A 23,765-nucleotide genomic window follows, 5' to 3' on the forward strand; every position below is an offset into this window, starting at 1 on the left:
TCGGTCGTTTTTGGCTCGACGAATGGAGCCCGCTCTAAGAAACGCTGCGTACATTAAGCGCCAGGCTGCGATCAATGAATCGGGACCTCCAATCCGCCGACCGTTTTGATCGCGGGAGCGATCAACGACTTTCCGATCGGGCAAGTCCATGCACGATCCGTTTGCCGAAAACTTTTGCGATTCTCTCTTTCGCCGCGGGTGGGATGCTTGTTAGAGTCGCTTCGGCGAATCGGACCATATGGAAATGGTCGAGGCCCGAGTATCACGACTTTTAGCAAACAGGCGTCACGGATGATGCGACCACACTGGACAACGCTTTTCGCAGCGGCAATGGCCGTCACTTTGGCAACCCACTTCCACTCCGCTTCGGCTCAACAAACCGCTCCCTCGTATGCCCAGAACAACGGCAGAACGGGACAAGCCCAAGCCGGCCGCCAACAAAACCCAAACGCAACGGCAACGACCGCTCAAACAGGCCAGCCATTCGCTCCGCTGAACGCCGCTCAACAAGCTCAACTTCAACAGCTGCTGCTTGCTTGGCAACAACAGAGCCAGGGTACTCGTACGCTTGAATGCAAGTTCCAACGTTGGCACTACGACAACCTGGCGGCTCCCGTGGGTCGCCACGCTACTCGCGCCGATGGCGTGATCAAGTACGCCGCCCCGGATAAAGGCGTCTTCCGCGTCGATTCGCTGGTCTTCTACAAAGGCGAGAAGGACGGCAAGCCAATCTATGAACCTCAAGCCGGCCTGTTCGGCGAGCACTGGGTGTGCAATGGCAAGCAGTTGATCGAAATGGATCGCAGCCAGAAACAATGCAAGATCCAAGACCTGCCGGCTGAAATGCAGGGACAAAAGATCTTCAACAGCCCACTACCCTTCGTCTTCAACCTGGATGCCGCCGAAATCCAACGTCGTTACTGGGTTCGCCAAGTCGCCGCCCCGAACGACAAGATCGTCTTGATCGAAGCGTGGCCCAAACGGCAAGACGATCGTGCTCAGTACAAGATGGTCCAGATCGCTTTGGAAAAGGAAACCTTCCTTCCCCAGGCGTTGATCATGTACGCCCCGAACTTCCATGCCCAGAACGCACCGAAATGGGACCACTATGAATTTGTTGAGATGAAGCGGAATGGCGTCGGCAACGCGATCGCCAACTTCATGGACAACTTCATCCAAGAACGCCCACCATCCGACTGGACCATCTTCCGCGATACGTTCAACCCGAACGCAGGACCAGAGGCCCAACAAGCCGCCAACCCCAATGGCGGTCAAATCAAGTAAGCGGATCGCTTATCCAGCCAGTCAAGCAGAACAACAAAAAGCCCAGGACAAACCGTCCTGGGCTTTTTTCGTTTGCTGGTGAGAGCGTCCCAAGGAAAATAGCCTGATGGCTCGGCCATCGAGAGAGCTAAGAGACCGCCTGGTTGCGGACGAATCACAACCCGACGCGTAAGCTTTGAAGTTGCTTATTCGTATTTAGGGGCAAAGCCCCGGACGTTTACCTAGCCCAGCCCAACGGGCTGGGACCGAGAAAACAATGAGTTGAAGGGCCATCGGCCCGGCCGTTTGCTGGGACTTGATGAGGGCAGCTTGCAAATGGCTGGGCCTTTGGCCCGAAGAACGTCTAAACGCGCAACTTCAAAACTCACGCGTCGGGTCGTGATTGGCCGGGAACAACGACGACAGCACAACTTTAGAGCTAACGCGTTGGGTTGTGATTGGTTCCGCCGCGGCTGTCAGTACCGCATCCCCGAATACAGAATCACCTACCTAAGTCAACGTCAGTTTCTTGTGAAACCAGACTTGTTTCACCGGAAACATTTCGCGTACTGTTCATTCTTGCCGCAAACAAAACGCGGCCAGTCTCGAATAGGAATGTGGACACCGTGGGAAGGATTCTTTGCGTGGTCAATCAAAAGGGAGGCGTGGGCAAGACAACCACGGCCGTTAACCTTTCGGCTGCATTAGCAATGTCCGGCCAACGTGCGTTGTTGGTCGACATGGATCCTCAGTGCAATGCCACCGGTTCGCTCGGCTTGGAACCTTCCGATGGTCACGCGATCATCAATGCCGAACCGATCGACACCAAAATTGTTGAAACGGAGGTTTCGAACCTCTCGATGATTCGCGGCAGCCGGACTCTGCAAGACGTTGATCGTCTAGCGGACGCAGGCGAAACCGAAACATCCCAGGTTCGTAAACATCTCGATTCAATCATCGACCAATACGACTATATCTTGGTCGATTGCCCACCCAGTGTTGGCCCGTTAACTCAGACGGCATTGACGGCCAGCACCGAGGTATTGATGCCCATCCAATGCGAGTACTTTGCAATGGAAGGGCTGACCCAACTAATCCAAACCATTAAGAAGGTCATCGTTGCCACGGACGGCAGACTGACATTTGGTGGGATCTTATTAACCATGTATGATCCCTACCTAGAACTGACCCGCGAGGTCGACGAGGAAGTACGAGACTTCTTCGGCGACATTGTGTTTGACAGTGTCGTGCCTCGAGACGTTTCGCTAAGCGAAGCCCCGAGCCACGGCCAAACCGTGTTTGAGTATGCACCGCGATCCCGCGGCGCGTTTGCTTATACCCAGCTGTGCATGGAGGTGCTCGAGCGTGACTAGTGCAACAACGAAGGATCGACGTTTAGGTAAAGGGCTCGCCGCGCTATTGGGCACGCCACTGGACGAAGATGGCAATCCCATCCACGAAGCCTCCGACTTAGGCGGTGGCGACAATGGCGGTGGCGGCGACAGAAAGGGCGGCGGATCGAAGATCCAATCGCTCGAACTAAAAGTCGACGAGATCCAAAACAACCCGTTTCAACCACGGCGGGAATTCAATCCCGATGAGATCGCGTCACTCGCCGAAAGCCTCAAGAACCATCAACAACTGCAACCAGTGCTGGTTCGCATCGTCGATGGCAAGTACCAACTCATCAGCGGCGAACGCCGACTGCGTGCGACCATCCATGCCGGATTAAAAACGATCCGCGCCGAAGTCCGCGAAGCCGACGATCGATTGGTCGCCGAATTGGCGATCATCGAAAACTTGCAACGCAAAGACTTAAACCCCATCGAAAAAGCGTTGTCGTTCAAACGCTACATCGACGAGCACAAGTGCAAACAAGACGACCTGGCGCGACGCTTGAGCATTGATCGCAGCACGATCGCCAACCTGATGCGATTGCTGGAACTTCCCGAAGCCATCTTGGACCTGCTGCAGGCGGGCGAGATTAGCGCCGGCCATGCACGTGCCCTACTGCCGATCGGCGACGAAGAAGTCCAGATTCGCACCGCGGGCAAAATCATGGAAGACAGCTGGAGCGTGCGGGCGACCGAGTCTCATGTGGCCGAACTGCTGAAGGCCGAAGAGGACGCCGAGACCGGCAAGAAGATCGTCAACGCCACCCGCCAGAAACGCAAATCGATCTCGCCTCAGATTGAATCGATGCAACAAGAGATGCGGATGATTTTCGGTACCAAGGTCGAAATCAAAAGCTCCGCTCGCGGTCGCGGCAAGATCACGCTGCACTTTTCGGATCCCGACGAGTTCGAACGACTCCGCGCGATCCTGGCCGACGCCGGCCAACCGCCAAGGCTGAAGGTCGCCGGCTAGGAAGCAGGTGAAAGAGAGGGGGAGACAGGGAGACAAGGAGTTGAGGAGTGCTGAAAGCGCAACGCTCCCTGTCTCCCTGTCTCCCACTCTCCCACTCTCCCACTCTCCCACTCTCCCACTCTCCCACTCTCCCACTCTCCCACTCTCCCACTCTCCCACTCTCCCACTCTCCCACTCTCCCACTCTCCCACTCTCCCACTCTCCCACTCTCGGCAGTTTCCCGCTTGTGTTTCACGGGTGGTTCCCTAAGTCGCAAAACTTAGCGACACTTTGGCAATGAAATCGATTGCCGAAGACTTGCTGCCTTATCAATCAGGCGAATTGACCATTGGATCGCACACCCTGCGTTTTCTTGATGAAGGCGCCGGTGAACAGACGCTGCTGTGCGTGCACGGGAATCCGACCTGGAGTTTCTACTGGCGTTCCATCGTCCAACGGTTCAGCCCGACCCATCGCGTCGTCGCAGTGGACCATCTGGGGTGCGGACGGAGCGATAAACCGAGACGGGGACGCAATCCCGAAAAAGGTCAATTTCCCTACCGCTTGGCAGACCACCGCGATAACTTGGTCCATTTGATCGACGCACTCGACTTAAAACGGGTCACGCTGATCGCTCATGATTGGGGAGGCGCGATTGGGTTGTCGTCGATGATCAAACGCCGTGACCGACTCGAACGCATCGTGCTTCTCAATACGGCTGCCTTTCCCCCACCCTATGTCCCTTGGCGGATCGCCGCTTGCCGGATCCCACTGCTGGGCACCGCCGCGGTGCGAGGGCTGAACGCATTCGCTGGCGCCGCGATCACAATGGCGATGTCTCGCAACGCGTTATCCAAAGATGCTGCCCGCGGCCTGTTGGCCCCTTACAACTCGTGGAGCAACCGTGTCGCCAACGATGCCTTCGTCCGCGACATTCCTCTGACCAGCAACCATCCCACGATGGCAACGCTTCGCCAACTCGAATCGGACCTGCCATCGCTGGCGTCGGTCCCATCGCTGTTGGTGTGGGGGATGAAAGATTGGTGCTTCCGTCCCGAGTGCCTTCGCCGCTTTCAACAGGTTTGGCCGAACGCCAACGCCGTCGAAATCCCGGACGCGGGGCACTACGTCATCGAAGACGCGAATGAGGAAGTGATCGCGGCCATCGAACAATTTTTGATGTCGGACACGCCATCCGCGGAAGCTGCCAGGCATGCATCGTCACTGCCGCAACGAGACGACGATGGCCAATGACCCGCTAAAGACCATCCGCTCGCAAGTCCGATCGATCGGCGATGCCGTCCGCTGGGCCTGTGTGCTCGAAGCAACCTCCCCTAAGGCAGGGAATGTCTTCCCCGGCCGCTCGTTTAACGATTTAACCTATCGCGACTTTATCATTGCAGCCGAGATTGCTGCCGAAGCCTTCGCGATGCCGGGTCGCCACTTTAGCGAGATGGTGCTGGGTGCCGTTCGGCAAACCCAACATGCCACCAATTCGAACGTCAACCTTGGAATGCTGCTGTTGATCGGACCCATCGCCGAGGTCGCTCATCGTGATGTCCACGCCGACTTGCAGCCCGCAGTGGCCACATTGCTAGAAGGCCAAAACGAAGATGACGCCGCCTGCATCTTCGCGGCGATTCGGTCGGCCAATGCCGGTGGACTTGGCGAAGTCGATGAGCTGGATGTTCGTGACGCCACGACCGCGGGATTCGACTTGCTAGCCGCGATGCGGTTGGCGGCTCACCGAGACTCGGTCGCCTATCAATACGCCAACGGTTTCAAAGACCTGTTCACACGGATCGTGCCGCTGGTCGAAAATGCGATCCAAGCCAACGGAGACATTTTGGGGGGCATCGCAGACGCCCACTTTGACCTACTGGCGCAACAACCCGATACGCTGATCGCACGCAAATGTGGCGAGACGGTTGCGAGCGAGGTTCAAACGCGAGCGAGTCAATTAGAGAAATCGGACGACACGGCGCGACAGCAATTTGATGCCTACCTTCGCAGCGATGGCAATCGCCGCAACCCAGGAACCACCGCCGACCTGATAGCCGCCGCGTTATTCGTATTATTAGTAAGAGCGTAGGGTGGAGTGCTAAATGGTTGAGGGTGCTGTGACTTTTGGTTGCGATGGCTTGCTGTTACCTCTCCACCAACTTCGTACACTGCTGGTTTAATAGCAAGCGCATAGGCCGGAGGCCGAAACATGACCTGCCGTTGGCGTGAGCCAACGGTTTCGGGGCGACCTGTCGCCGTAAGGCCGGAGGCCGACACAATGACCGAGAGTGTGTCGCCCGCTGGGCTCTATGTTTTCGCAGCTCCGCTCGCCGGTGGCTCACGCCACCGGCAGAGGGTATGTCGGCCTCCGGCCTGTGATCAATGCTACTAAATCAGCAGTCTTCTCCGTCGGTGGAGAGGTAACTGCGGACCAGGCTGCAAGAAAGACTCGCTCAGCATATCCAACAACACGCCCCACACATTAGCTGTCGAGCACCAGCCCTGTGCCATGAAACTCGTCTTCGTATCCTTTCCACACGAATAAATCCCACGATGAACCAAGCCACCTTTCGCGTTGACGTCACCAAAGAGCAATTCGTTTTTTCGGCAGCTCACTTCATTACCTTTGCTGGTGACATTTGTGAACGTATTCATGGACACAACTATGCGGTTCGCGCCAGCGTCGAAGGGCCGCTCGACGAGAACCGCTATGTTGTCGACTTCATTGCGCTTCGCGACGCCGTACTGGCTCAAACCACGCTGCTGGATCATCACATTATTCTTCCGCAGGATCATGCCGAGATCAAAGTCACCAGCGACGACAAGGAAACGACTGCGCGGTTTCGTGATCGCCGCTGGGTGTTTCCCAACGAGGACTGCGTGATCTTGCCGGTCGTGAACACGACGGCCGAAGAGATCGCTCGGGTGGTTGCCGAGCGCGTGAGGGAAGCGACGCAAGCGAAGTTTGGTGACGCGTTGAGCTGGATCGAAGTCGCAGTGGACGAAAACCATGGCCAATGGGGAGTGTGCCGGTTGCCATGGCAAACCGCGTAGCGTTTTTGGATTTGGGAGTGGGCGAAAGGGATGATACGGTCCGGCGGTGCTGAATCCGTGCGCGGACGATCATCTTGGCGACTTGTTGTTTTCAACCAAATCGCAAAACGCAGGCGTGAGCCTTGGGCCATAAGGTCAATGCCATCCACTTTCGCACTAACCGGGTGGCTTTTATTACGGTGCGGCGAGAGCCGCCTAGTAGATTTCGAACGTTTCATTCGCCGCAACCGAGCGAGGCCCCGCGCCACACCGCTACTAAAGTAGATGGTAGTGGCCGAAAGACGCCGGGTCGAGCGTGGGAACGAGCGGCTGATGCGCAAACGGCTCCGTAAATCGACAAGCCGTTGGCGAGCTTCGCTACGCTAAACATCGATTGGGCGCAGCGCAATAGTGGCTGACGAGGCGGTTTTCGGGGGATTCTGTGCCCCATCCAGAACGCGTTTTTCGCGAAGTCGTATCGGTCATGCGGCCATTTTTCCGCGTCAACTGCTACCACCAATACGTCCCCAACTGGAATGCTAGCAGGATCGAGAATCTCGGGGGAACTTGTCTGCTAATTCGCTATTCGCGCCGATACTTCATTGTGTGAGAGGGAATCGCTAATCCGGTTCACTCTCGCTAGCTCTGTCGTATCACAAGTTAACGTGGTTCGCTGTGTCTAACTTCCGTTAATCAGGGTTACGCACTTCCACAAGTCGTTCGGATCGATCGGCTTGGCCCTACCGCGGCAGTGCTAGCTCAACCTTCCCATACCTAAAAAAAACTTTTGGAGATAACCACGATGCGTCGTGTATTCATTCCCGCCTTGCTAGCCGTTGCCTTCGTCGCTAGCTCATCGGTCAATGCAAGTGCATTCGGCCTGTTCGACAAACTTTGTAACAAGGGCTGTGACAGCTGTTGTGACGTTGAGCCCGCATGTGGCTGCGAAGCTCCTGTGGCTTGCGGTTGTGCCGTTGAGCCAACTTGCGGAGCAGAGCCTTGCTGCGACAGCGGTTGCGGAATCGCTAAGCCAGGTCTTCTGTCGCGTTTGTTCCACAAGCACCACGGTTGTGACTCGTGCGTCGAGCCAGCTTGCGGTTGCGAAGTGATCGAGCCAGCTTGCGGTTGCGAGCCAGCTTGCCCACAACAATGTGGCCCAACCTGTGGCGACAAAGTGAAAGGCTTCTTGAAGGGCTTGTTCCACAAGCACCACAACTGCTGCGACGCTGGCCCAACTTGCGGATGCGAAGTTGCACCGGCTCCTTGCGGATGTGCAGAGCCTAGCTGTGGCGCTGGTTGGTAGTCCAACCGAGTCGACAAGATAGAATGATCGACTAGCCGTTGCATCCCCATCCGATAACGCAACGCCCCCCTAGTCATGCAAAGAGAAAAACGAAATCCTCGGCGGCTGCCACGAAAGCCGTCGAGGATTTTTTTATGCCTGCACTGAACCAGCGGTGTGTTCTACCCAAACAGCCCCGTGGGCTACGCGGTCGCTTCGGGTTCATCACTCGGTGGACTCGGCTGTTTCCCAGCCAATCGCTGGATCGTCCAACCGATCGACGCGTAGACGCGGTTGAATTCGGTGACAAAATCTTCGGCGTTCCGTTGCGGCAGCGTGATCGGCCCACTCACACGGCGTCCACCCTCGACAGCGTTCTCGTCGTGAATCACCGCGCCGCATGCTCGGATGCCGCGTGGACTGCTCACTCGGTTTCTCCACGCCAAACCACCGACGGGTGTGGGAACCCTAGTTGCTTATCGACTCGGTTATACACCGGTTTGCCCTGCTGAAATCGTTTCAAGTTGACGCATGCCAAATCGACGGTATCGTCGACGCGTCGATACGACTGGGCCCCCACATGCGGCGTGATAATGACTTTTGGGTCGTCCCACAACAAACTGGTTTCAGCCAGCGGTTCGACTTCGGTCACATCCAACCCGGCGCCGGCCAGATGACCGCGGGCCAATGCGTCGACCAATGCCGATTCAATTACCACGCTTCCCCGCGCAACGTTGATCAAATAGCTGCCCGCTTTCATCTTGCCGATTCGTTCGTGGTCAAACAATCCCTGCGTGCTGGTGTTCAGCGGTAGCGTCAAGATCACGATGTCGCTGACGGCTAACAGTTCGTCCAGCTGATCGGCCGGCAACAATTCGTCCACTTCGTCGGGTTTGTCGACGGGGTAGTAATCGGTGGCGACGATGCGGACATCCCACGGCGCCAGCACTCGCGAAATCATTCGGCCGTTGCCTCCCAAACCGACGATCCCGACCGTCTTGCCTCGCAGATCATCCGTGGGCAGCCGTGTGAAATCTCGCTTGGCCTCGGCGCGGAAAAATAACGGCAACGAGCGCAGCAAACCAAACAGTAACGAAAAGGTTTGTTCGGCGACCTGTGGCGCGAACAACCCCGACGCACTGCTGACCGGAATCTCTGAATCGATCACACCGGGAACCAAGCAGTGATCCAAACCCGCCGCGGATGATTGAATCCACTGCAATCGGTTGGCCTTCAGCACGCGGTCCCAATCGACTGGCACCTTGGCGTGACCAATGAAGATGTCCGCCGTGGGCAACAACTCGTCGATCCGTTCCTGCCCCGCGTTGACCACTTCGGCGTCGGGCGCCGCCGCCTGAATCTGCTGGATGTGCTTTTCAGTCACCGGAAAACAAAGAACGATTCGCATGGCTGTGCTAGGCTAAGGGGGAAATGAGAGTTGGCAACCGGGAAGTTCACGATCACCACCCGAAGCGAACAAAAATGTCCTCCAAGAACTTAACTTCCGCTGGCCCGCTCACAAAGGTGGCTTGGTTCGAGGCGGTCGCAATCGCTTTGGTTCTGGCCGTGACTTCGGCGGCAGGAACTGATTTTTCGACCGCCGAGATTGATACCGCCTTTGCCGCCGCGTCCGATGGCTACAGCGTCGACGAGGTGATGATCCGAGACGATCTGAGAAACCAATTTCTGACCGAACTTTCGCCGATCGAACCGCGCGACGAGGGCTTTGAACGAGACGCACTGCTGGCGTTGCTGCAGCTTCGCAAATCAGGAAAACTGACATCCAAAGCGACGCGGCATGGCGACCCCGTCGACGAATCGATCGTCCCGGTCGCTGAAATCGCCGCTCGCGTGGTGATGGATCGACATCGAATTTCCAGCGATACGCTGCTAGCCGATCCGACGTTTCGCCAGCAGCTCGATCGCGAAGCCCATAAAATTACGCCCGAGGCAAACCCCGTCGCGATCCGCAAAGCCGTCTTGTCGCTGCGAAAACGCCGGGCCCTTCGCCCCGAATTGGTACTTCGCGTCGCCGATTGGCACCGCGTGATTGAAACATATTCGCTGGATTCGCTACAGCAGGCTATCGCGTCCGGGAAGATCAGCGACGGACCGGGAATCTATCTGTTTTGCACGCCCCGCGGCTATTTGTATATCGGCGAAGCCAACAATCTGCGGCAACGACTCGGCGAGCACCTCAGCGGCAGCGATCGCGCGTCATTGGCGGCGTACCTCGACAGCGACGCATCATCGAGAGTGACGGTCGAGCTGCACGTCTTTCCTAGAGACAGCCCAGCCAAACGGGTCACCGTTCGCCGGGCCTACGAAAGCGAATTGATTCGCAGCCGCCAACCGCGACTGAATGTGCGGCCGTGAATACGGCATCGCAGCATTTCGTAGCGGAACGGCGCGAACCGTCCGGTTGCGGCGTGAAAAAACGTTCGAAATTTGCCGGGCGGCTTGCGCGGCACCGCTAACAAGGCGGTTGATAACTTTACGCCCTCAAACCACGGTCACGGCTAGTTCGCCAGTGCTGAATTGATGCCGTAAGCAAACAGCGTCTCTTTCAGCTTTTCCATCGACGCATCATCCAGCGTGGTCATTGGCAATCGCAACTCACCCGAGTCGCGGCCGACCATCATCATTGCCGCTTTCAGCGGGATTGGGTTGGTCGACAAACCGAGCATGTTCTGGCAAAGCGCAAACAACTTGTGGTGCATCGCCATCGCTTTGGCAAAATCGCCGCTGGCCGCCGCGTTGACCAATTCGATCATGTCACGCGGCACCAAGTTGCCGACCACCGAAACGATGCCTTCCGCGCCGACACTCATCATCGGCAATGTCAACGAATCGTCGCCGCTGAGAACGGTCAAATCCGTGGTGCCCACGATCGCCGAACACTGATCCAATTTCCCGGTCGCTTCTTTGACCATCGTGATCCCTTGGACGTCCGCCAACCGCTGGATGGTTTCCACTTCGATCTCTTTGCCACAACGTCCGGGGATGTTGTAAACACAGACCGGAATGTCGACCGCTTCGGCAACCGCTTTGAAGTGCTGGTAGAAACCTTCTTGCGTCGGCTTGTTGTAATACGGTGCGACCTGCAGCGTTGCATCGGCTCCTTCGGCCGCAGCTCGCTTTGTCAAACGCAGTGCTTCGGCGGTGCTGTTGCTGCCGGTACCCGCCATGACTTTCGCACGTCCCGCCACACACTGGATCACTTCGGAGATCACTTTTTCGTGCTCGTCGTGCGAAAGTGTCGGCGATTCACCGGTCGTTCCCACGGGAACGATGCAACGCGTGCCGGCTTCGATTTGGAATTCGACTTGCTCTTTCAGACGCGGATAATTCACCTCACCATCAGTGAACGGTGTGACAATCGCGACCGAAAGGCCAGCAAAATCAGATCCCTTTCGTGGGCGGGTCTCAAAAGTCATATTGGAATCGCGTTGGTTGGAAATGGAGGTGCGTCAGAGCCAATGACACGCGTCATTGGCTTTGGTTCAGCAGAAAACCTAGTGTTTTGCCCCCCAATTCGTCAAGCGTCCCGTACGGGATTCGCCCTGATTCGAATTGTGTTGGACGCGGCAAATGCGGGGTCAAACGCCTTTCTAATTCGTTTGCAGCGATTCGAATCGGTCCACGATCGTGCCGCCGATCGCCAGTGACGCGGTTGCCGCTGGCGAGGGGGCGTTCAGCACGTGGATCGCATGATTGGTGGTCTCGATTAGAAAATCGTCCACCAAGTCACCCTCAGGCGTGACCGCTTGTGCCCGCACGCCGGCGCGACCGGGTCGCAAATCGGATGCACGGATCGACGGAATCAACTTCTGCAACGCCGCCACAAACGCCGGTTTCCGCAGCGAACGGTGAATCTCGCCCGCCCCGGTCCGCCAATACTTGCGAGCCAGTTTGCGAAAACCGCCATAGCGAAGCGTTTCAAGCAGGTCGCCCGCGTGAAACGTCCGCCAATCATAACCGTGTCGTGATAGCGCCAAAACCGCGTTGGGACCGCACTCGACTCCACCGTCGATCATCCGCGTGAAATGGACTCCCAAAAAGGGAAACGAGGGATTGGGAACCGGATAGATCAGATGGCGACATAAGTGCTCGCGTTCCGGCACGAGATCGTAATACTCGCCTCGAAACGGGACAATCTTCACCGCCGGTTGCCCGCCTGCCATTCGCAAGATGCGGTCGCTCTGCAGCCCTGCGCAATTGATCATTCGCCCACAATGGATCGTGCGATTGTTCAAATCGGTGATCGCAACGGATGAGGAAACCGATTCGATCTGTTTCACCTTAAACGACAACACCACATGCCCGCCACGTTGCAAAATTTGTTGCCGCATCGCCTCGCACACTTTGGCATAGTTCACGATTCCGGTTTCAGGCACATGGAGCGCAGCCACCCCGGCAACCGACGGTTCAATCTTGCGAAGTTCGTCCGTATCGATGCGGCGATACTCCACTCCGTTTTCGCTTGCCCGCGCCGCGATTGCATCCAACCGCTCAGCCTCGATCGCATCGGTGGCCACCACCACCTTGCCGCAGCGGTCCCAGGCAATTTGATGCTCGTCGCAAAACGCTTCCATCAATGCTTTTCCGCGGCGACACGTAATCGCTTTGGCCGAGCCTGGTTTGTAATAAATCCCCGAATGCAAAACCCCCGAATTGTGTCCACTCTGATGCGCCGCAACCTGCGATTCGGCTTCCACAACGCATACCTCTAGCGACGGGTGTCGCTGAATCAGCGTCGTCGCGGTCGCCAACCCTACGATCCCGCCGCCGATAATCACCACATCGCAGGTTTTGGGGATGGAAGCGTTTGAAACCATAAGTACAGCCAATGTTGGGGGTGGCCCGATAGAAGTGAAATAAACGGAACTGGAAATTCAGGGCCGACGCCAAGTCATTATGACACGCCAGTGCAAACGTCCCACACCAACGACGCCGTAAAATCCGCACCGTTTCACTCGGGAAGCCGAACCGCTGGGCAATTAAGGATGCGGGAATCCGCAATCCGGTAACAAGGGGCCTAACTGCGTTTGTCGCAGCGAATTTCGTGACATAGGGTTCGATTGAGACATTGTTTGTTTCGACGCAAATTTTCCTCGTTTGACGCACGAGGTCTGCGAACCGCCAGCCCCCGCATGCCAAAAGTTCTGCACTGCAGCGTGCTGGTCACTACATCGATTCATCGGATATTGACGGCAAATGTCACGCTCAGAAACGGTCGAGCTACCTTTAGAAAAGTTGTGTGCGGGGGCGACGTGCGGCTACCCGATTCTCAGCAAAGAGGGGCTGTTGCTGTTGGGGTCGGGAACGCACATCACGCCGACGATCGTTTCGCATTTGCAAGAGCAACACCACGACGTCATCGCGGTTCATCCGAATGACATCGCGGAATTGACCGGCAAACAACTTCGCCGCCCCGCCACCGCAGACGCAGCAGAGAACAAGCCAAAATTCACAGGCGTATGGGAACAGGCGTTGCCGCTGAAGGATTTGCTGGTCGATCGCCATGACGAACCCTTAAGCGACGAGCGGACGGCCGAGCTAAACAAATGCATGAGCACCGCCAAGTCTCGCTTCGAACAAATCAACCACGCTCTTCAGACTCGCGACTTTGATTCGATTTCGCCGCTGGTCGCCACCTCGGACTCGTTCGCTCGTTCGATGATCGACGATCACGATCAAACCGTCGGCGAGATTGGCGCGGCGAGTGACGATGTCGCGCTCGAACGTCGATCCGTGCAAATGGCAGTCATGGCCATGGCCGTCGCTGTCGAAATGGGAATCGATGGTCCCACGACGCTTGAAATTGGATTGACCGGACTGCTGCACGACATCGGGTTGTACGTGTTGGATCCCAAATTCCGTGATCCCACTGAATCGCTCTCGCATTCGGAACGTTGGGAATACGAAAAACATCCGGTGATTGCGTTTGATTGTGTCTCCGCGATTCCCGAGACCCCATCGGCCGTCCGAATTGCCGTACAACAGGTCCACGAACAATACGATGGGTCGGGATTCCCCCGTGGTTTGCGTGGCACTCGGATTCATCAATATGCACGCATCTTGAACGTTGTCGATGCCTACATTCAACTGATCTCGCCGTCGACGAATCGCTGCGGCATCCTGCCTCACAACGCCATCGGCTTGATCCTGCACCAAGGCACGCGAGGCACGTTTGATCCCGAAGTGGTACGAGCTTTTTTGAATACCGAATCGCTTTACCCGCTGGGCAGCCATGTTGAATTGCGATCCGGCAGCACCGCATTGGTGATCCGCCGCTCGGCCCACAGCTACACTTGCCCGATACTGATGCGAGATGACGGAGAGTGCGTGCAGGAAGACAACGCCGAGAACCGGATCATTCGCCCGATTGCTTCGCCGCAAATCGAACAAATGCGAATTCCGCCCTCCAAGATGCCTACAATCAACTGGAACCCCGCCGACAACGTGCTGCGGGTTTAAAGACAGCCTACGAATCCACACAAATGCTGTGTCGTAAATCACGACGCCAACCCTGCGATCGGTTATGCGGCCAATTTCGCGGCTTCTTTGGCCAATCGCTTTGCCACGCGTTCGGGCGGCTGACGCCACCTTCGGTGCAGCCACCAATACTGCTCGGGTGCCAATTGGACCGCCACGGCAAGTCGTTCGTTGTACCACTGAGTCAACGTCGTCACCGATTGACACACTTCGGCCGTATCATCCAGCGGATCGGCAATCCCCACACACCCTGATTCGAACTGCATCGGTTCGCCGTTTTTGCGGATCGTATAGCTCACGATCATCGGCGCGTTGGAACTAAGTGAAAACAGTGCAAGTGCCTTGTGGCTTGATGCAGGCACGCCCATGAACGGCAACCAGCAACCTTTGTCGCCAGCATGTTGGTCGGCCAACAGCGACAACACCCCGCCCTGCTGCAAATGTTGATCGATCAGCGGTGCACACCCTTCCTTGTCAACCATCACTTGCCCCTTGGCGCCTCGGAAACGCTCGACCCAGCGGTGCAGGAATGGATTGTCCAATCGGCGGGCGATTGTGGTGGTGCTGAAGCCCATCAAACCAAGCACGTAGCCGCCGATTTCAAAGTTGCCGAAGTGACCGGTCACTCCCACCACGGGACGCTCACTCAGCAGCGACTTCAAAATGGTGCGGTTGTCGCGGAACGTCATGTACTCGCTCCAATTCGTCAGATGCAACCGACGCTGAGCCCATGCGATTTCGCAGACCATCAGGATCAAATGTTGCCACATCGCAATCGACAATGCCGATCGCTGACGCGAATCCGCGTCTGGGAAAACCCGACTCAGATTACCTTCCGTCGTACGATGCCGAATCTTCAGCGGACCGGCGGCCAACCACGCCACTCCGTTTGAAAACGATTGCCCCATGTCCAGCGGCAACGTCTGGATCACCGCCACCAACAATCGAACCACGCAATAGGCGGCAAAGTCGGTGAGAGTCGTTTTGAGGCGAAGCAATTTCTGTTTCACAGCAAGTGAATCCGATCAGAAAAAATGGAAAATGCAGAGTCATTCATGCTTTGAAGTAACGTAAGCATGCTAGTTTTCCTGCGGCTAACGCACCAGGATACGCATTGCCGCGACTCCGTTACTCTAAACGGCAACTTCAACACTAGCGAGTCATTGGAGCCGCTTCGTTACGCGAGGCAACCGATTCGCCCTGAGGTACTTCGTAGACACTGAACTCGGCCCACAGCGGCATATGATCGCTGACCAACAACGCTTGATCTTCGGTCAACGCGAGATCCTTTTGCAAATCGATCACTCCGAATCGACCGGTGTATTCGCGAGTCATTTCTCGATCGATCAAGATATGGTCATAGGTCTTATCACGACGAGTGTTGGTCAGTGTGTTTCCGGCAATCGAAACGACATTGGGGATCATCACCAACTCTTGCAAATGGTTTGCGTCGACGTTCAGATCGCCCAGTAAAATACAGTCTTCTTCGCCCATCCGGTCATACTCAAATTGGCGAACGCGGACGAACACGTCGTCCAGCACATTGATTTCGTTGCTGGTCGCTTTGGGGGTGACCTCGTCGGGGTCAGTATGCGCGTTGATCATGGTAAAACTGAAGGGCTTGTATCCTTCGCGTGGAACCGCAATCGTTTGGAACGACGCCACCATCGGTTCGCGATGCATGCGGTCGGCATTGTCCTGGACGACGTAACCACTGTCACGGATCATCTGGATACGAGTTTGATCCCACACAAACGCATAACACTCGGTTTGTGAAGTACGACCGATCGGAGGGCTGACGGTGGAGGCGTAACGTGCCCCCGATGCATTGATCAAAGCGACTAACCGCTCGACAGGAGCCGCATTGCCACCGCGAACCTCTTGGATCGCCACTAAATCGAACTGGCTGACGATTTGGGCCAACGTCCCCATCACATCGACGCCATCGACCACTCGTGTCGTCGACTTCTTTTCGCCAAACATCTGAATATTGAAGGTCGCCAATCGAACCGTTTCGTACGAGCGTTGCCCCAGCGCGCTGACGGCGACCGGTTGCACCGGCGTTCCATTGACGGCTTCACTTGTTGCCGCTGTATCGGAAACCGCATCCAACACCGACAGATCGATGCGTCCGGTAACCACCATCCCAAGCGCCGCGGCGATCCCCGCGAAACTGACCGACGGTCCAATCCAACGTACAAAAGGGATGTAGCTGAGGACCGAACGCGCACCGGAACTCGATTTGTTACGAGAGCGTGAGCGGCTGCTTTGTAATAAATTTGATAATAAGCCCATCCCGGCCTCCTTGCCGATGGTTGCTTTCGATACGTCGTTGATCGCTCCGCGATCCTAACGCTGCTTCAATGCGTCGTTGCTGGCGAGTGCCCCGCTCAGGGGCAACCACGAAGGTTCAATTGCTGCAGAAAAAAGCCCGTGACTTTCGTCGGTTTTCCCAAGCAGTAATCCCTGAAGGCGGTAAAACGCTCGCGCGGGTTCCGCCAAGCTAAAAAAACACCCGTCGCCCCTACATTAGGCGGCGTTACCAATCGATTTGATCGCTTCCTTGGCTAACCGTTTCAATCGAGGCGGCGCGGCCTCGGCCGTCGTTTCAAGCGTTTGAATCGCGTCGGCGGCGGCCGGCCCGATTTCGGCCAACGCCCACACAGCGCGTTCTCGCGCCGGCAGGTACATCGAATTCACCACACACGACTGTAGCGCATCGACGGCAGCGGCCGCTTGCGTCTTCAATCGCCCCAACATCGTTGCCGCCCAGTAATCGATTTCGCCATCGTCGCTGTGACGCAGCAAATCCGCGAGCGAATCAACCTCTGCGGGTAGCGGGGTGACCGCGTGAGCGAGGGCTTCGGCAGCCCACATTCGAACGTCGTCATCCGAGTCGCCTGCCATCTGAACACACAGGATCGTGACGCCCGTGACCGGGTCGGATTGATTTGAGATTTTTCGTAACGTCGCGATCCGCTCGTCAACGCTACCACTGGCCAATCCCCTAGCCCAATCGGAATTTGCATCCATTCCCCTGCCCCTCCCTGAGCAGCGATCGTTTTGACTGTGCGACGTAAAACCAACCATCGAGTGACCCGAGATCGGGCCCTTTGGACGACAAGCTTTACACGATTCTGGGTTAGCAAAAACGGGCAGTTTCACGCAAGAGCAAGTTCGACCATCACGTATATGCAAGCAAAGAGCGAAGTGTTCTCTGCGTAGTGGAGGCTGGTCGCGGACCTCGGTCCGTTCCTGCAAAACTTAGCGGATCTCGACTACCATCGGTTTGGTCCACTGCTTTTGCTCGGCGGTGTAATACAGGTACGCTCGCGAAGCTGGCCCGGTGTACTTGCCGGGAATCGCAGCGGTCACGCCGAACTCGATGTCCTTGACCGAGTTCGGTTCGATGGTCCGCCAGTAGAAGATGACCTCGCGTCCATTGAGCTCGTAGTAGTCGAATCGGCCCGCCTTTTTCAGCTCGTCAAGCTGCTCGATTTGCGGTTCCAAACCGCCTGGCAACCCGATGATTGCGACCGTCATCGGTTGGCCTTCGCCGGTCGTATTGAACAAAGACGCCTTGACCGTCAATGAGTCTCCTGCCGCGACGTTGCCATCCGCGTCAAATTTGCCCGAAAGCTCCGCCGTCACTTTCACGGGGCACTGATCGTCCGACTCGGGCGTGGTCGCGTTGTAAGAAACGTCCACGGTGTACGACAAATTATTTACTCCGTCGGCCTGCAGCGTCAGTTCCACCGAATCGGATTCTGCTAACTTCGCAGCGATCGATTGACCGAGCCCTGCAATCTCAACCGCCGAACCACTACGGATGTCCTGCGGAATTTGAGTTTGACCGATCACGTTGCCATCCAACATGACCTTTAAAATCGCTCCGGCAGAGCTGACGTCTTGATGGTTCGCATGGGTGATTAGGGCCTTCAGCGCCAATACGGTCGCTTGCGTTGACCCGAATCCGCCGTTGCCGGTGCGGTTGGCACGGATCCATGCCGCGGCTCCATCGGCGTTGGATGCGTACTTGGCCGCCTTGCTCCACGCCAGGACCGCCAACGCGGTCGTTTCCATTTTTCGTGACAAACCGCCACTGGATACCACCGTCGTGGCCCCTTCCAAATGTCCGTCTTCGTGCTGCAATTGCGTCAGCCGATCAAGCAATTTACGTCCTTCCGTGTTGCGGTTGACGTTCATCAGCGTCGCCGCGGACAACGAGATCAGATAAGGATCATTCGACGAATTCGCCACCGACGCAAGTTGGTCCAGTTCGGCTTTCAATTCGTTCGCCGTCCGCCGCGACTGTCCCGCAGCGACATCCGCCTCCGAGAGTGCCCACAACACATACGCGTTGACGATGTGCTGCTGTACCGACCACACGTGCAGATGGCGAGGGTTGCGTTTGAAGCCTCCTTTGCCGTCGCGGCGCCCCATCAACCAGACCCGCGTCCGTGTGATCATTTCCTCGCTGACGTCCATCACCTTGGTCATGTCGTTGAACTGCATCAACCCAAATGCGGACAACGCTTCGTGCCCCGGATCGTTGCCGAACCATTCGTAGCCTCGTTTTTCGCACTCAAAACTAATCAGTTTCCCATAACCTCGTTCGAGCATTCCCATCGCACGCTGAGCGACTTCGGGATTCGTCGAATCGGATTTCTGCATGTACAACAGTGCCATCGTGTTGGGATAGTTTGTCGCCGAGGTTTGCTCGAAACATCCATGCGGTTCTCGGAGGATGCTATCGATTCCTGCCATCGCGTCCGCCACGGGCGATGGATACGCACGGACCGCAACGGCCAACGAACCGTCGACGAAATCCGCCGGGATCAACAGTGGCACCGACGCTTGATCGCTCAACCGGCCGGCAATCGAGACGTCCACCGGATACCCGGCTGGCGCGATGTGCAGTGTCCGGCGAATGGAATCTTGCATCGATTCAGTGCTGCCACGAATTTCAACGCTCGCGTCCTGTTCCGCGGATCCAGCCAACACGTTCAGCGACATCAACTCGCGACGACGTTGGCCGGGAGCAAGCGATAGCGTTCGTGTGGTTTCGCCCAATGGCTGCAGTGCGGAATCCGCATTGATTGACATCCCCACCTGCATCTCTGCCTTGGTCGCATTGACCACCGCAACCGGCAAATCAATGCGATCCCCGGTTGTCACTTCTAGCGGCATTTTGGGTTCCATTTGGAACGGCAACCGCGATGTTACGGCTCCGCCGTACGAGCCAATCCGACCGCTGGTGGCGTGGGCATCGACGTTCACGCGGAACGTGGTCACCGAATCGGACAAGTCAAATCGGATCGACGCACGGCCTTCGGAATCAGTGATCAGCAGCGGTTGCCAGTAGAGCGTTTCAGCGAAATCCTCGCGGACCTCAGGATCACCGACGACGTGGCGATGAGCGTATTGGCGGACCGGAAAACGGAGTTCATCCAACAACTGAGACGCCAGCGAATCAGCATCCAATCCGCGTGAGGCCAATAGACGTTTCAGATCATCCGCGGTCAGCGTGTCGGTTTCAAACATCATTCGACTCTGGTCACTACCGCGATATTTTCCACCGAATCCGCCGTCGTCGAATTCTCGATTACCAACGGCGTTCTTGTTGCGTTCGTCACGTGTTGACTTAACGAGTCCTTTCTGTGCCGGCGATTCGACCGCTGGTTTGACCTTCTCCATTTCCTTCATGCCGTCCATCGCCATCTCGTCCATGAACATCTCTTCGGGTTCCATCGCCATCGGTGGCGCGGACTCTTGCGCAGCCGACTCCTCCACGGAGCCGGTATCCGCAGCAACCGATGCCCTTTCGCTGTACTGTTGGGCTCCACAGCCATACAGAAACAACGATGTTGCGGCCAACAGCAACAGACCGGCCAGACGAGCACTGGACGATCGACGCATGCGGACGGCGATCGAAATCATCCACAACAGCACAATCATCGCCATCAAGATTCGGGTTTGGAACAAGATCAATCGCCACGCTGATTGTGCGGCCTCACGGTAGCGGTTCCATTGCTGAACTTGGCGTCCGTTGGTTTGATACGACGTTGGAGTCGCCGCCAACGGGTCCCCGTCCAACTGAAGCAGTCGCACCAACTGTTCGCGGTAATCGACGTTGGGTTGGTCGGCCGATCCGCTGACAAAACGTCGCCATCCTTGCGTGCCCAGTAGCAAGTCGACCGCTTCCGCCGCCTCGTCGCTGTCACTCATGTAGAAATTCGCGTGCTCGAGATCCTCGGGTTTTTGAATCTCGCTAGTCAACAAGAAGTGGGTGCGCAGATTTGGCCGCTCGGTGTCATCCATTCGCAGCGCCGCATCGTCGACGACGGCGACCCCGAGTACCGCTGGCGTCGGCTCGCCGGTTTCATCACGTACCTGCAACGTCAACCGAGTCGATTCGCCCGGCGATCGATCAAGTCCCTCGGCCGATTCGACGATTTCCACTTGCAATTGGCGTTCTTGACGACAAAAAACGAGTCGTTCCACCAGCGGCAACGCAGGCGTCTTATCGGAATCCAGTATTGTTACTCGTACCACTCCGTTCGCCTTCTTGCCCACTGGAATCGACATTGGGTTTGTGCCTGGTTTCAATTTCACGATTTGCTCGCTAACGAGCTGACCTCGACACACCACTCGCACCAATGCATTTCGATCCACCGTGCTGCGAACCTGCATCGTGATCGGTTCGCCCGCGGCAAAGACGCCGACGCCGGTATCGATCACTGGCAATTCCTTGACCACCGCCGGCAATCGGATGGTATTGTGCACATCGATCGGCGAGCTGACCCTCAGCGAATAACGCTCGCCTCGCTTGGGCACCAATTCAAATCGCCCCATACCGTCACGAGTCGTTTGCAGTGTCGCCACTTGACGCCCGTCACGCGATTGCACTTCGCCCTTGATGTCGATCGGTTCGCCGAGCGAGTTGCGAGCGACAAAGTACACGCGGTTTCGCAGCCCATCAACCAAATAACCTCCTTCGGGGAAAAACTCGACATCAACTCGTCCCAGTTGGATTGGGATCGTTTTCACCTTGGTCTCTTGCGTGCCGCCGTCGTCGATCACGACCGCCAATTGGCCCGCACCTTTGCGAATGTTGGTTGGCAGTTTGAACGAAATCGCATAGGTCCCCGCGGCCGTCGTTTCTGCGGCTTGTTCGTGGATCACCTCGTTATCAACTTTGGCAACCACTGCCACAGAAACGTTGGCCAACATGCCCCCTTCGGCACGCTCGGCCTTGAAATCGGCTTCCACCGTATCGCCGGGGCCGTAGCTGCGGCGACGAAACTCGAGTTCCTTTTTAAAGCGAGGCACTCGGTATGCACGCACTTGGAACTCGCGACGCTCGTCGGGAAAGAACCCATCCAAGCTTTTGGCAACCAACGTGTACGAACCGCCTGGCGCCGTTTTTGGAATCGTGAACGCACCATTGCCGACGGCTCGCTCGGTCAAGCCTTCGCTAAACATGCCTGCCACCGCGGCGCCACTGGGGTCGATCAACTCGTAACGGATCGGCACATCGACTTTGGGTTGAAACGAAGCACGTTCGAGCGTCAAGGAGCGAAAGTAAACGGTTTCGCCAGGACGATAGACGGGCCGATCGACGGTCAAATAGGTCAGACAGCGGGTCGGTTCCAGCGGCACCACGACACTCGATTCGGACCGCTCGCCGTTGGCCGAGGTCGCTTCGACGCGGAGTTCTGCTTCGCGAGGGATCACCAGATCCGACGGCAAAACAATCTTGCCCATTCCCAAGTGATCCGTTTCGGCGACCCCGGAAAACAGCGTCACGTTTTGTGCGAGCACCGAGAAGGACAACATTGCAGGAGTCACTTGGAACCCACCGACGCTCAATCCCGAACCATCCATCCGCGTCGTTTTGATGAGAAACTCATTCGATGCGTTCGCTTGATCGATCACTTCGGCTTCGATACGTACCGCGGCCATCGGTTTTGCGGGCAGTTCAGACAGATGCCACCAACCGATCATGAAAAGCGCAAACAGTGCAGCGAGTCCCGCGACCAACGTCGGCGTTAGCCAGACGGATGATTTCCCGGTGGCGGTAGGGCGCAAGCCCTCCGGTTCGTTGCCTCGCGTTTCAACGCCGGGACGCGCAATGCCGTGCGCCGTCGGCTCACTATTCACCGGCATTCTTGCCGCATCGGCAATGTCGCTCGCCAATTTCAGCGTGTTGGCCCACTCGGCAGCCACGTCGGCATCCGAATCGATCGCGGCGCGAAGCACAGTTGCCTCGGCTTCATCCAGCAGATCGTAGTGCAGTTCCAAAAGCGCTTGTCGCAGCTCGTCTTTGTCGTTGTATTGATTGTTCAAATTCGTGTTCATGATTGGCCTCCCACTGATTCACGCAGTTGGCGGATGGCGATTCGCATTCGCGTTTTGACGGTGCCGATCGGCAGCGACATAGCTTCGGCAATCTGCTCGTAGGTCATCTCGCCGTTTTGGCGAAGCAGAAAGACCTCGCGTTCTTCCTCGCGAAGCCGGAGAACTTGGGCCTGCAGCACCGAGAGCTGTTCGGCTCTCAGCAGTGCGGCGTCGGGTGAGTCGGCGGTCGAGACCATTTCGGTTTCCTCCAAGATTGGCTGTCGCCGCCGATTCCAGGCGGCTTTGCGACAATCGCGGCCGGTGTTCAACGCGATGCGAAACACCCAAGCCCTCAAATTCGAGACCTGATCCATCTGCTGACGATGCCGCCAACACTTCAGGAACGTTTCCTGCAGCGCATCGCGAGCATCCTCGTGATTTCCGACCAAATAGAACAACGTCCCGATCAGTTCTCCGTGCGCATCGGCAAACTGGGCCTCCAAACGCGATCGGAGCCGCTGGTCGAGCGTGTCATCAGAACTTGCGGGCGTTGATTCCATGGGTCTAAAGATAAGACGACCGAGCCCATGGTAGGGATTTCAAAAAGAAAAAAAAGATTTCCCCGTAGCGAAAGTCGTCAAGACTTTCGGACCGCACAGCCTTCACGTAGCGGAACTCGTCAAGAGTTTCGGACCGCGCCGCTTTTTAGGACGTTCAGAAAATAAGTGGCGGGCGGTAGTGGACGAGGCAACGAGTCCTGCAGCTTCATGGAGGCCAAAAAGGACTCGTTGCCTCGTCCACTACGGAAGGCGGCGCAAGTGCTTCTTCTGACGGTCCTTCGTTGCGGAACTCGTCAACGGCTTGTTGATTTACTGAGCCGCGACGCGTCAGCGGCCGGGTCCCGCGCGCTACCCGGTGCCTTACCGCCCACGGCTCACTGTTGCGATTTGCATTTCGATTAAATTAACAAGTCGTCATGAATTTCGCGATATTCCCAATC

17 protein-coding genes are annotated in these 23,765 nt (G+C 56.8%); 8 read left to right on the forward strand and 9 right to left on the reverse strand.

Annotated elements, in window-relative coordinates; translation table 11 throughout:
• Nucleotides 1–291: 291 nt before the first annotated feature.
• From ABEA92_RS01055 to ABEA92_RS01080, 6 genes are all read left to right on the forward strand, one after another.
• The gene (locus ABEA92_RS01055) at nt 292–1,284 is read left to right on the forward strand and encodes a TIGR03009 domain-containing protein (protein ID WP_345681891.1); all 993 of its coding nucleotides are present in this window, start codon (nt 292–294) and stop codon (nt 1,282–1,284) included.
• Between the two features lie 605 nt (nt 1,285–1,889).
• Nucleotides 1,890–2,636, forward strand: coding sequence for a ParA family protein (locus tag ABEA92_RS01060; protein ID WP_345681892.1), 747 nt, complete (start codon nt 1,890–1,892; stop codon nt 2,634–2,636).
• Nucleotides 2,637–2,682: 46 nt separating this feature from the next.
• Entirely contained in the window at nt 2,683–3,630 is a 948-nt protein-coding gene (locus ABEA92_RS01065) for a ParB/RepB/Spo0J family partition protein (protein ID WP_425572388.1), read from the forward strand.
• A 276-nt stretch (nt 3,631–3,906) separates the two neighbouring features.
• Nucleotides 3,907–4,863 (forward strand): alpha/beta fold hydrolase, encoded by a 957-nt coding sequence (locus tag ABEA92_RS01070; protein ID WP_345681894.1) that lies wholly within the window; start codon nt 3,907–3,909, stop codon nt 4,861–4,863.
• Complete coding sequence (locus tag ABEA92_RS01075) at nt 4,823–5,701, forward strand: triphosphoribosyl-dephospho-CoA synthase (protein ID WP_345681895.1); 879 nt, start codon at nt 4,823–4,825, stop codon at nt 5,699–5,701. Before ABEA92_RS01070 ends, ABEA92_RS01075 begins: the two co-directional genes overlap by 41 nt.
• A 464-nt stretch (nt 5,702–6,165) precedes the next feature.
• Nucleotides 6,166–6,666 carry a 6-pyruvoyl trahydropterin synthase family protein gene (locus ABEA92_RS01080; protein ID WP_345681896.1) on the forward strand — a complete coding sequence of 167 codons (501 nt, stop codon included), beginning with the start codon at nt 6,166–6,168 and terminating at the stop codon, nt 6,664–6,666.
• A gap of 1,464 nt (nt 6,667–8,130) precedes the next feature.
• Here ABEA92_RS01080 and ABEA92_RS01085 read toward each other — a convergent pair.
• Together ABEA92_RS01085 and ABEA92_RS01090 are read right to left on the reverse strand one after the other, a co-directional pair.
• Nucleotides 8,131–8,355 carry a hypothetical protein gene (locus tag ABEA92_RS01085; protein WP_345681897.1) on the reverse strand — a complete coding sequence of 75 codons (225 nt, stop codon included), beginning with the start codon at nt 8,353–8,355 and terminating at the stop codon, nt 8,131–8,133.
• Nucleotides 8,352–9,335 (reverse strand): D-2-hydroxyacid dehydrogenase, encoded by a 984-nt coding sequence (locus ABEA92_RS01090; protein WP_345681898.1) that lies wholly within the window; start codon nt 9,333–9,335, stop codon nt 8,352–8,354. The genes ABEA92_RS01085 and ABEA92_RS01090 overlap by 4 nt, the downstream gene beginning before the upstream one ends.
• Nucleotides 9,336–9,409: 74 nt before the next feature.
• Between ABEA92_RS01090 and ABEA92_RS01095 the strand changes: the two genes are divergently transcribed.
• On the forward strand, nt 9,410–10,303 hold the full coding sequence (locus ABEA92_RS01095; RefSeq protein WP_345681901.1) for a GIY-YIG nuclease family protein: 894 nt from the start codon (nt 9,410–9,412) through the stop codon (nt 10,301–10,303).
• 143 nt (nt 10,304–10,446) lie between these two features.
• Here the strand turns inward: ABEA92_RS01095 and dapA are convergent, their stop codons facing one another.
• Together dapA and lhgO are read right to left on the reverse strand one after the other, a co-directional pair.
• On the reverse strand, nt 10,447–11,364 hold the full coding sequence (dapA, locus tag ABEA92_RS01100; RefSeq protein WP_345681902.1) for a 4-hydroxy-tetrahydrodipicolinate synthase: 918 nt from the start codon (nt 11,362–11,364) through the stop codon (nt 10,447–10,449).
• Between the two features lie 174 nt (nt 11,365–11,538).
• Nucleotides 11,539–12,765, reverse strand: coding sequence for an L-2-hydroxyglutarate oxidase (gene lhgO, locus ABEA92_RS01105; protein WP_345681903.1), 1,227 nt, complete (start codon nt 12,763–12,765; stop codon nt 11,539–11,541).
• 379 nt (nt 12,766–13,144) lie between these two features.
• Here lhgO and ABEA92_RS01110 point away from each other — a divergent pair, with 379 nt between their 5' ends.
• On the forward strand, nt 13,145–14,407 hold the full coding sequence (locus ABEA92_RS01110; protein WP_345681904.1) for an HD-GYP domain-containing protein: 1,263 nt from the start codon (nt 13,145–13,147) through the stop codon (nt 14,405–14,407).
• A 62-nt stretch (nt 14,408–14,469) separates the two neighbouring features.
• On the opposite strand, the gene ABEA92_RS01115 is transcribed toward ABEA92_RS01110, so the two are convergent.
• The 5 genes from ABEA92_RS01115 to ABEA92_RS01135 all read right to left on the reverse strand — a co-directional run bounded on the left by ABEA92_RS01115 (nt 14,470) and on the right by ABEA92_RS01135 (nt 23,325).
• On the reverse strand, nt 14,470–15,435 hold the full coding sequence (locus ABEA92_RS01115; protein ID WP_345681905.1) for a lysophospholipid acyltransferase family protein: 966 nt from the start codon (nt 15,433–15,435) through the stop codon (nt 14,470–14,472).
• A 142-nt stretch (nt 15,436–15,577) separates the two neighbouring features.
• On the reverse strand, nt 15,578–16,720 hold the full coding sequence (locus tag ABEA92_RS01120; RefSeq protein ID WP_345681906.1) for an endonuclease/exonuclease/phosphatase family protein: 1,143 nt from the start codon (nt 16,718–16,720) through the stop codon (nt 15,578–15,580).
• A 234-nt stretch (nt 16,721–16,954) separates the two neighbouring features.
• Entirely contained in the window at nt 16,955–17,458 is a 504-nt protein-coding gene (locus ABEA92_RS01125) for a HEAT repeat domain-containing protein (RefSeq protein ID WP_345681907.1), read from the reverse strand.
• Nucleotides 17,459–17,689: 231 nt separating this feature from the next.
• Nucleotides 17,690–22,786: an MG2 domain-containing protein gene (locus ABEA92_RS01130; RefSeq protein ID WP_345681909.1), complete on the reverse strand. Its 5,097-nt coding sequence runs from the start codon at nt 22,784–22,786 to the stop codon at nt 17,690–17,692.
• A complete protein-coding gene (locus ABEA92_RS01135; RefSeq protein ID WP_345681910.1) occupies nt 22,783–23,325 on the reverse strand; it encodes an RNA polymerase sigma factor in 543 nt (180 codons plus the stop codon). Before ABEA92_RS01135 ends, ABEA92_RS01130 begins: the two co-directional genes overlap by 4 nt.
• Nucleotides 23,326–23,765: the final 440 nt, after the last annotated feature.

The sequence above is a fragment of the Novipirellula caenicola genome, assembly GCF_039545035.1.
Classification (GTDB): Bacteria; Planctomycetota; Planctomycetia; order Pirellulales; family Pirellulaceae; genus Novipirellula; species Novipirellula caenicola.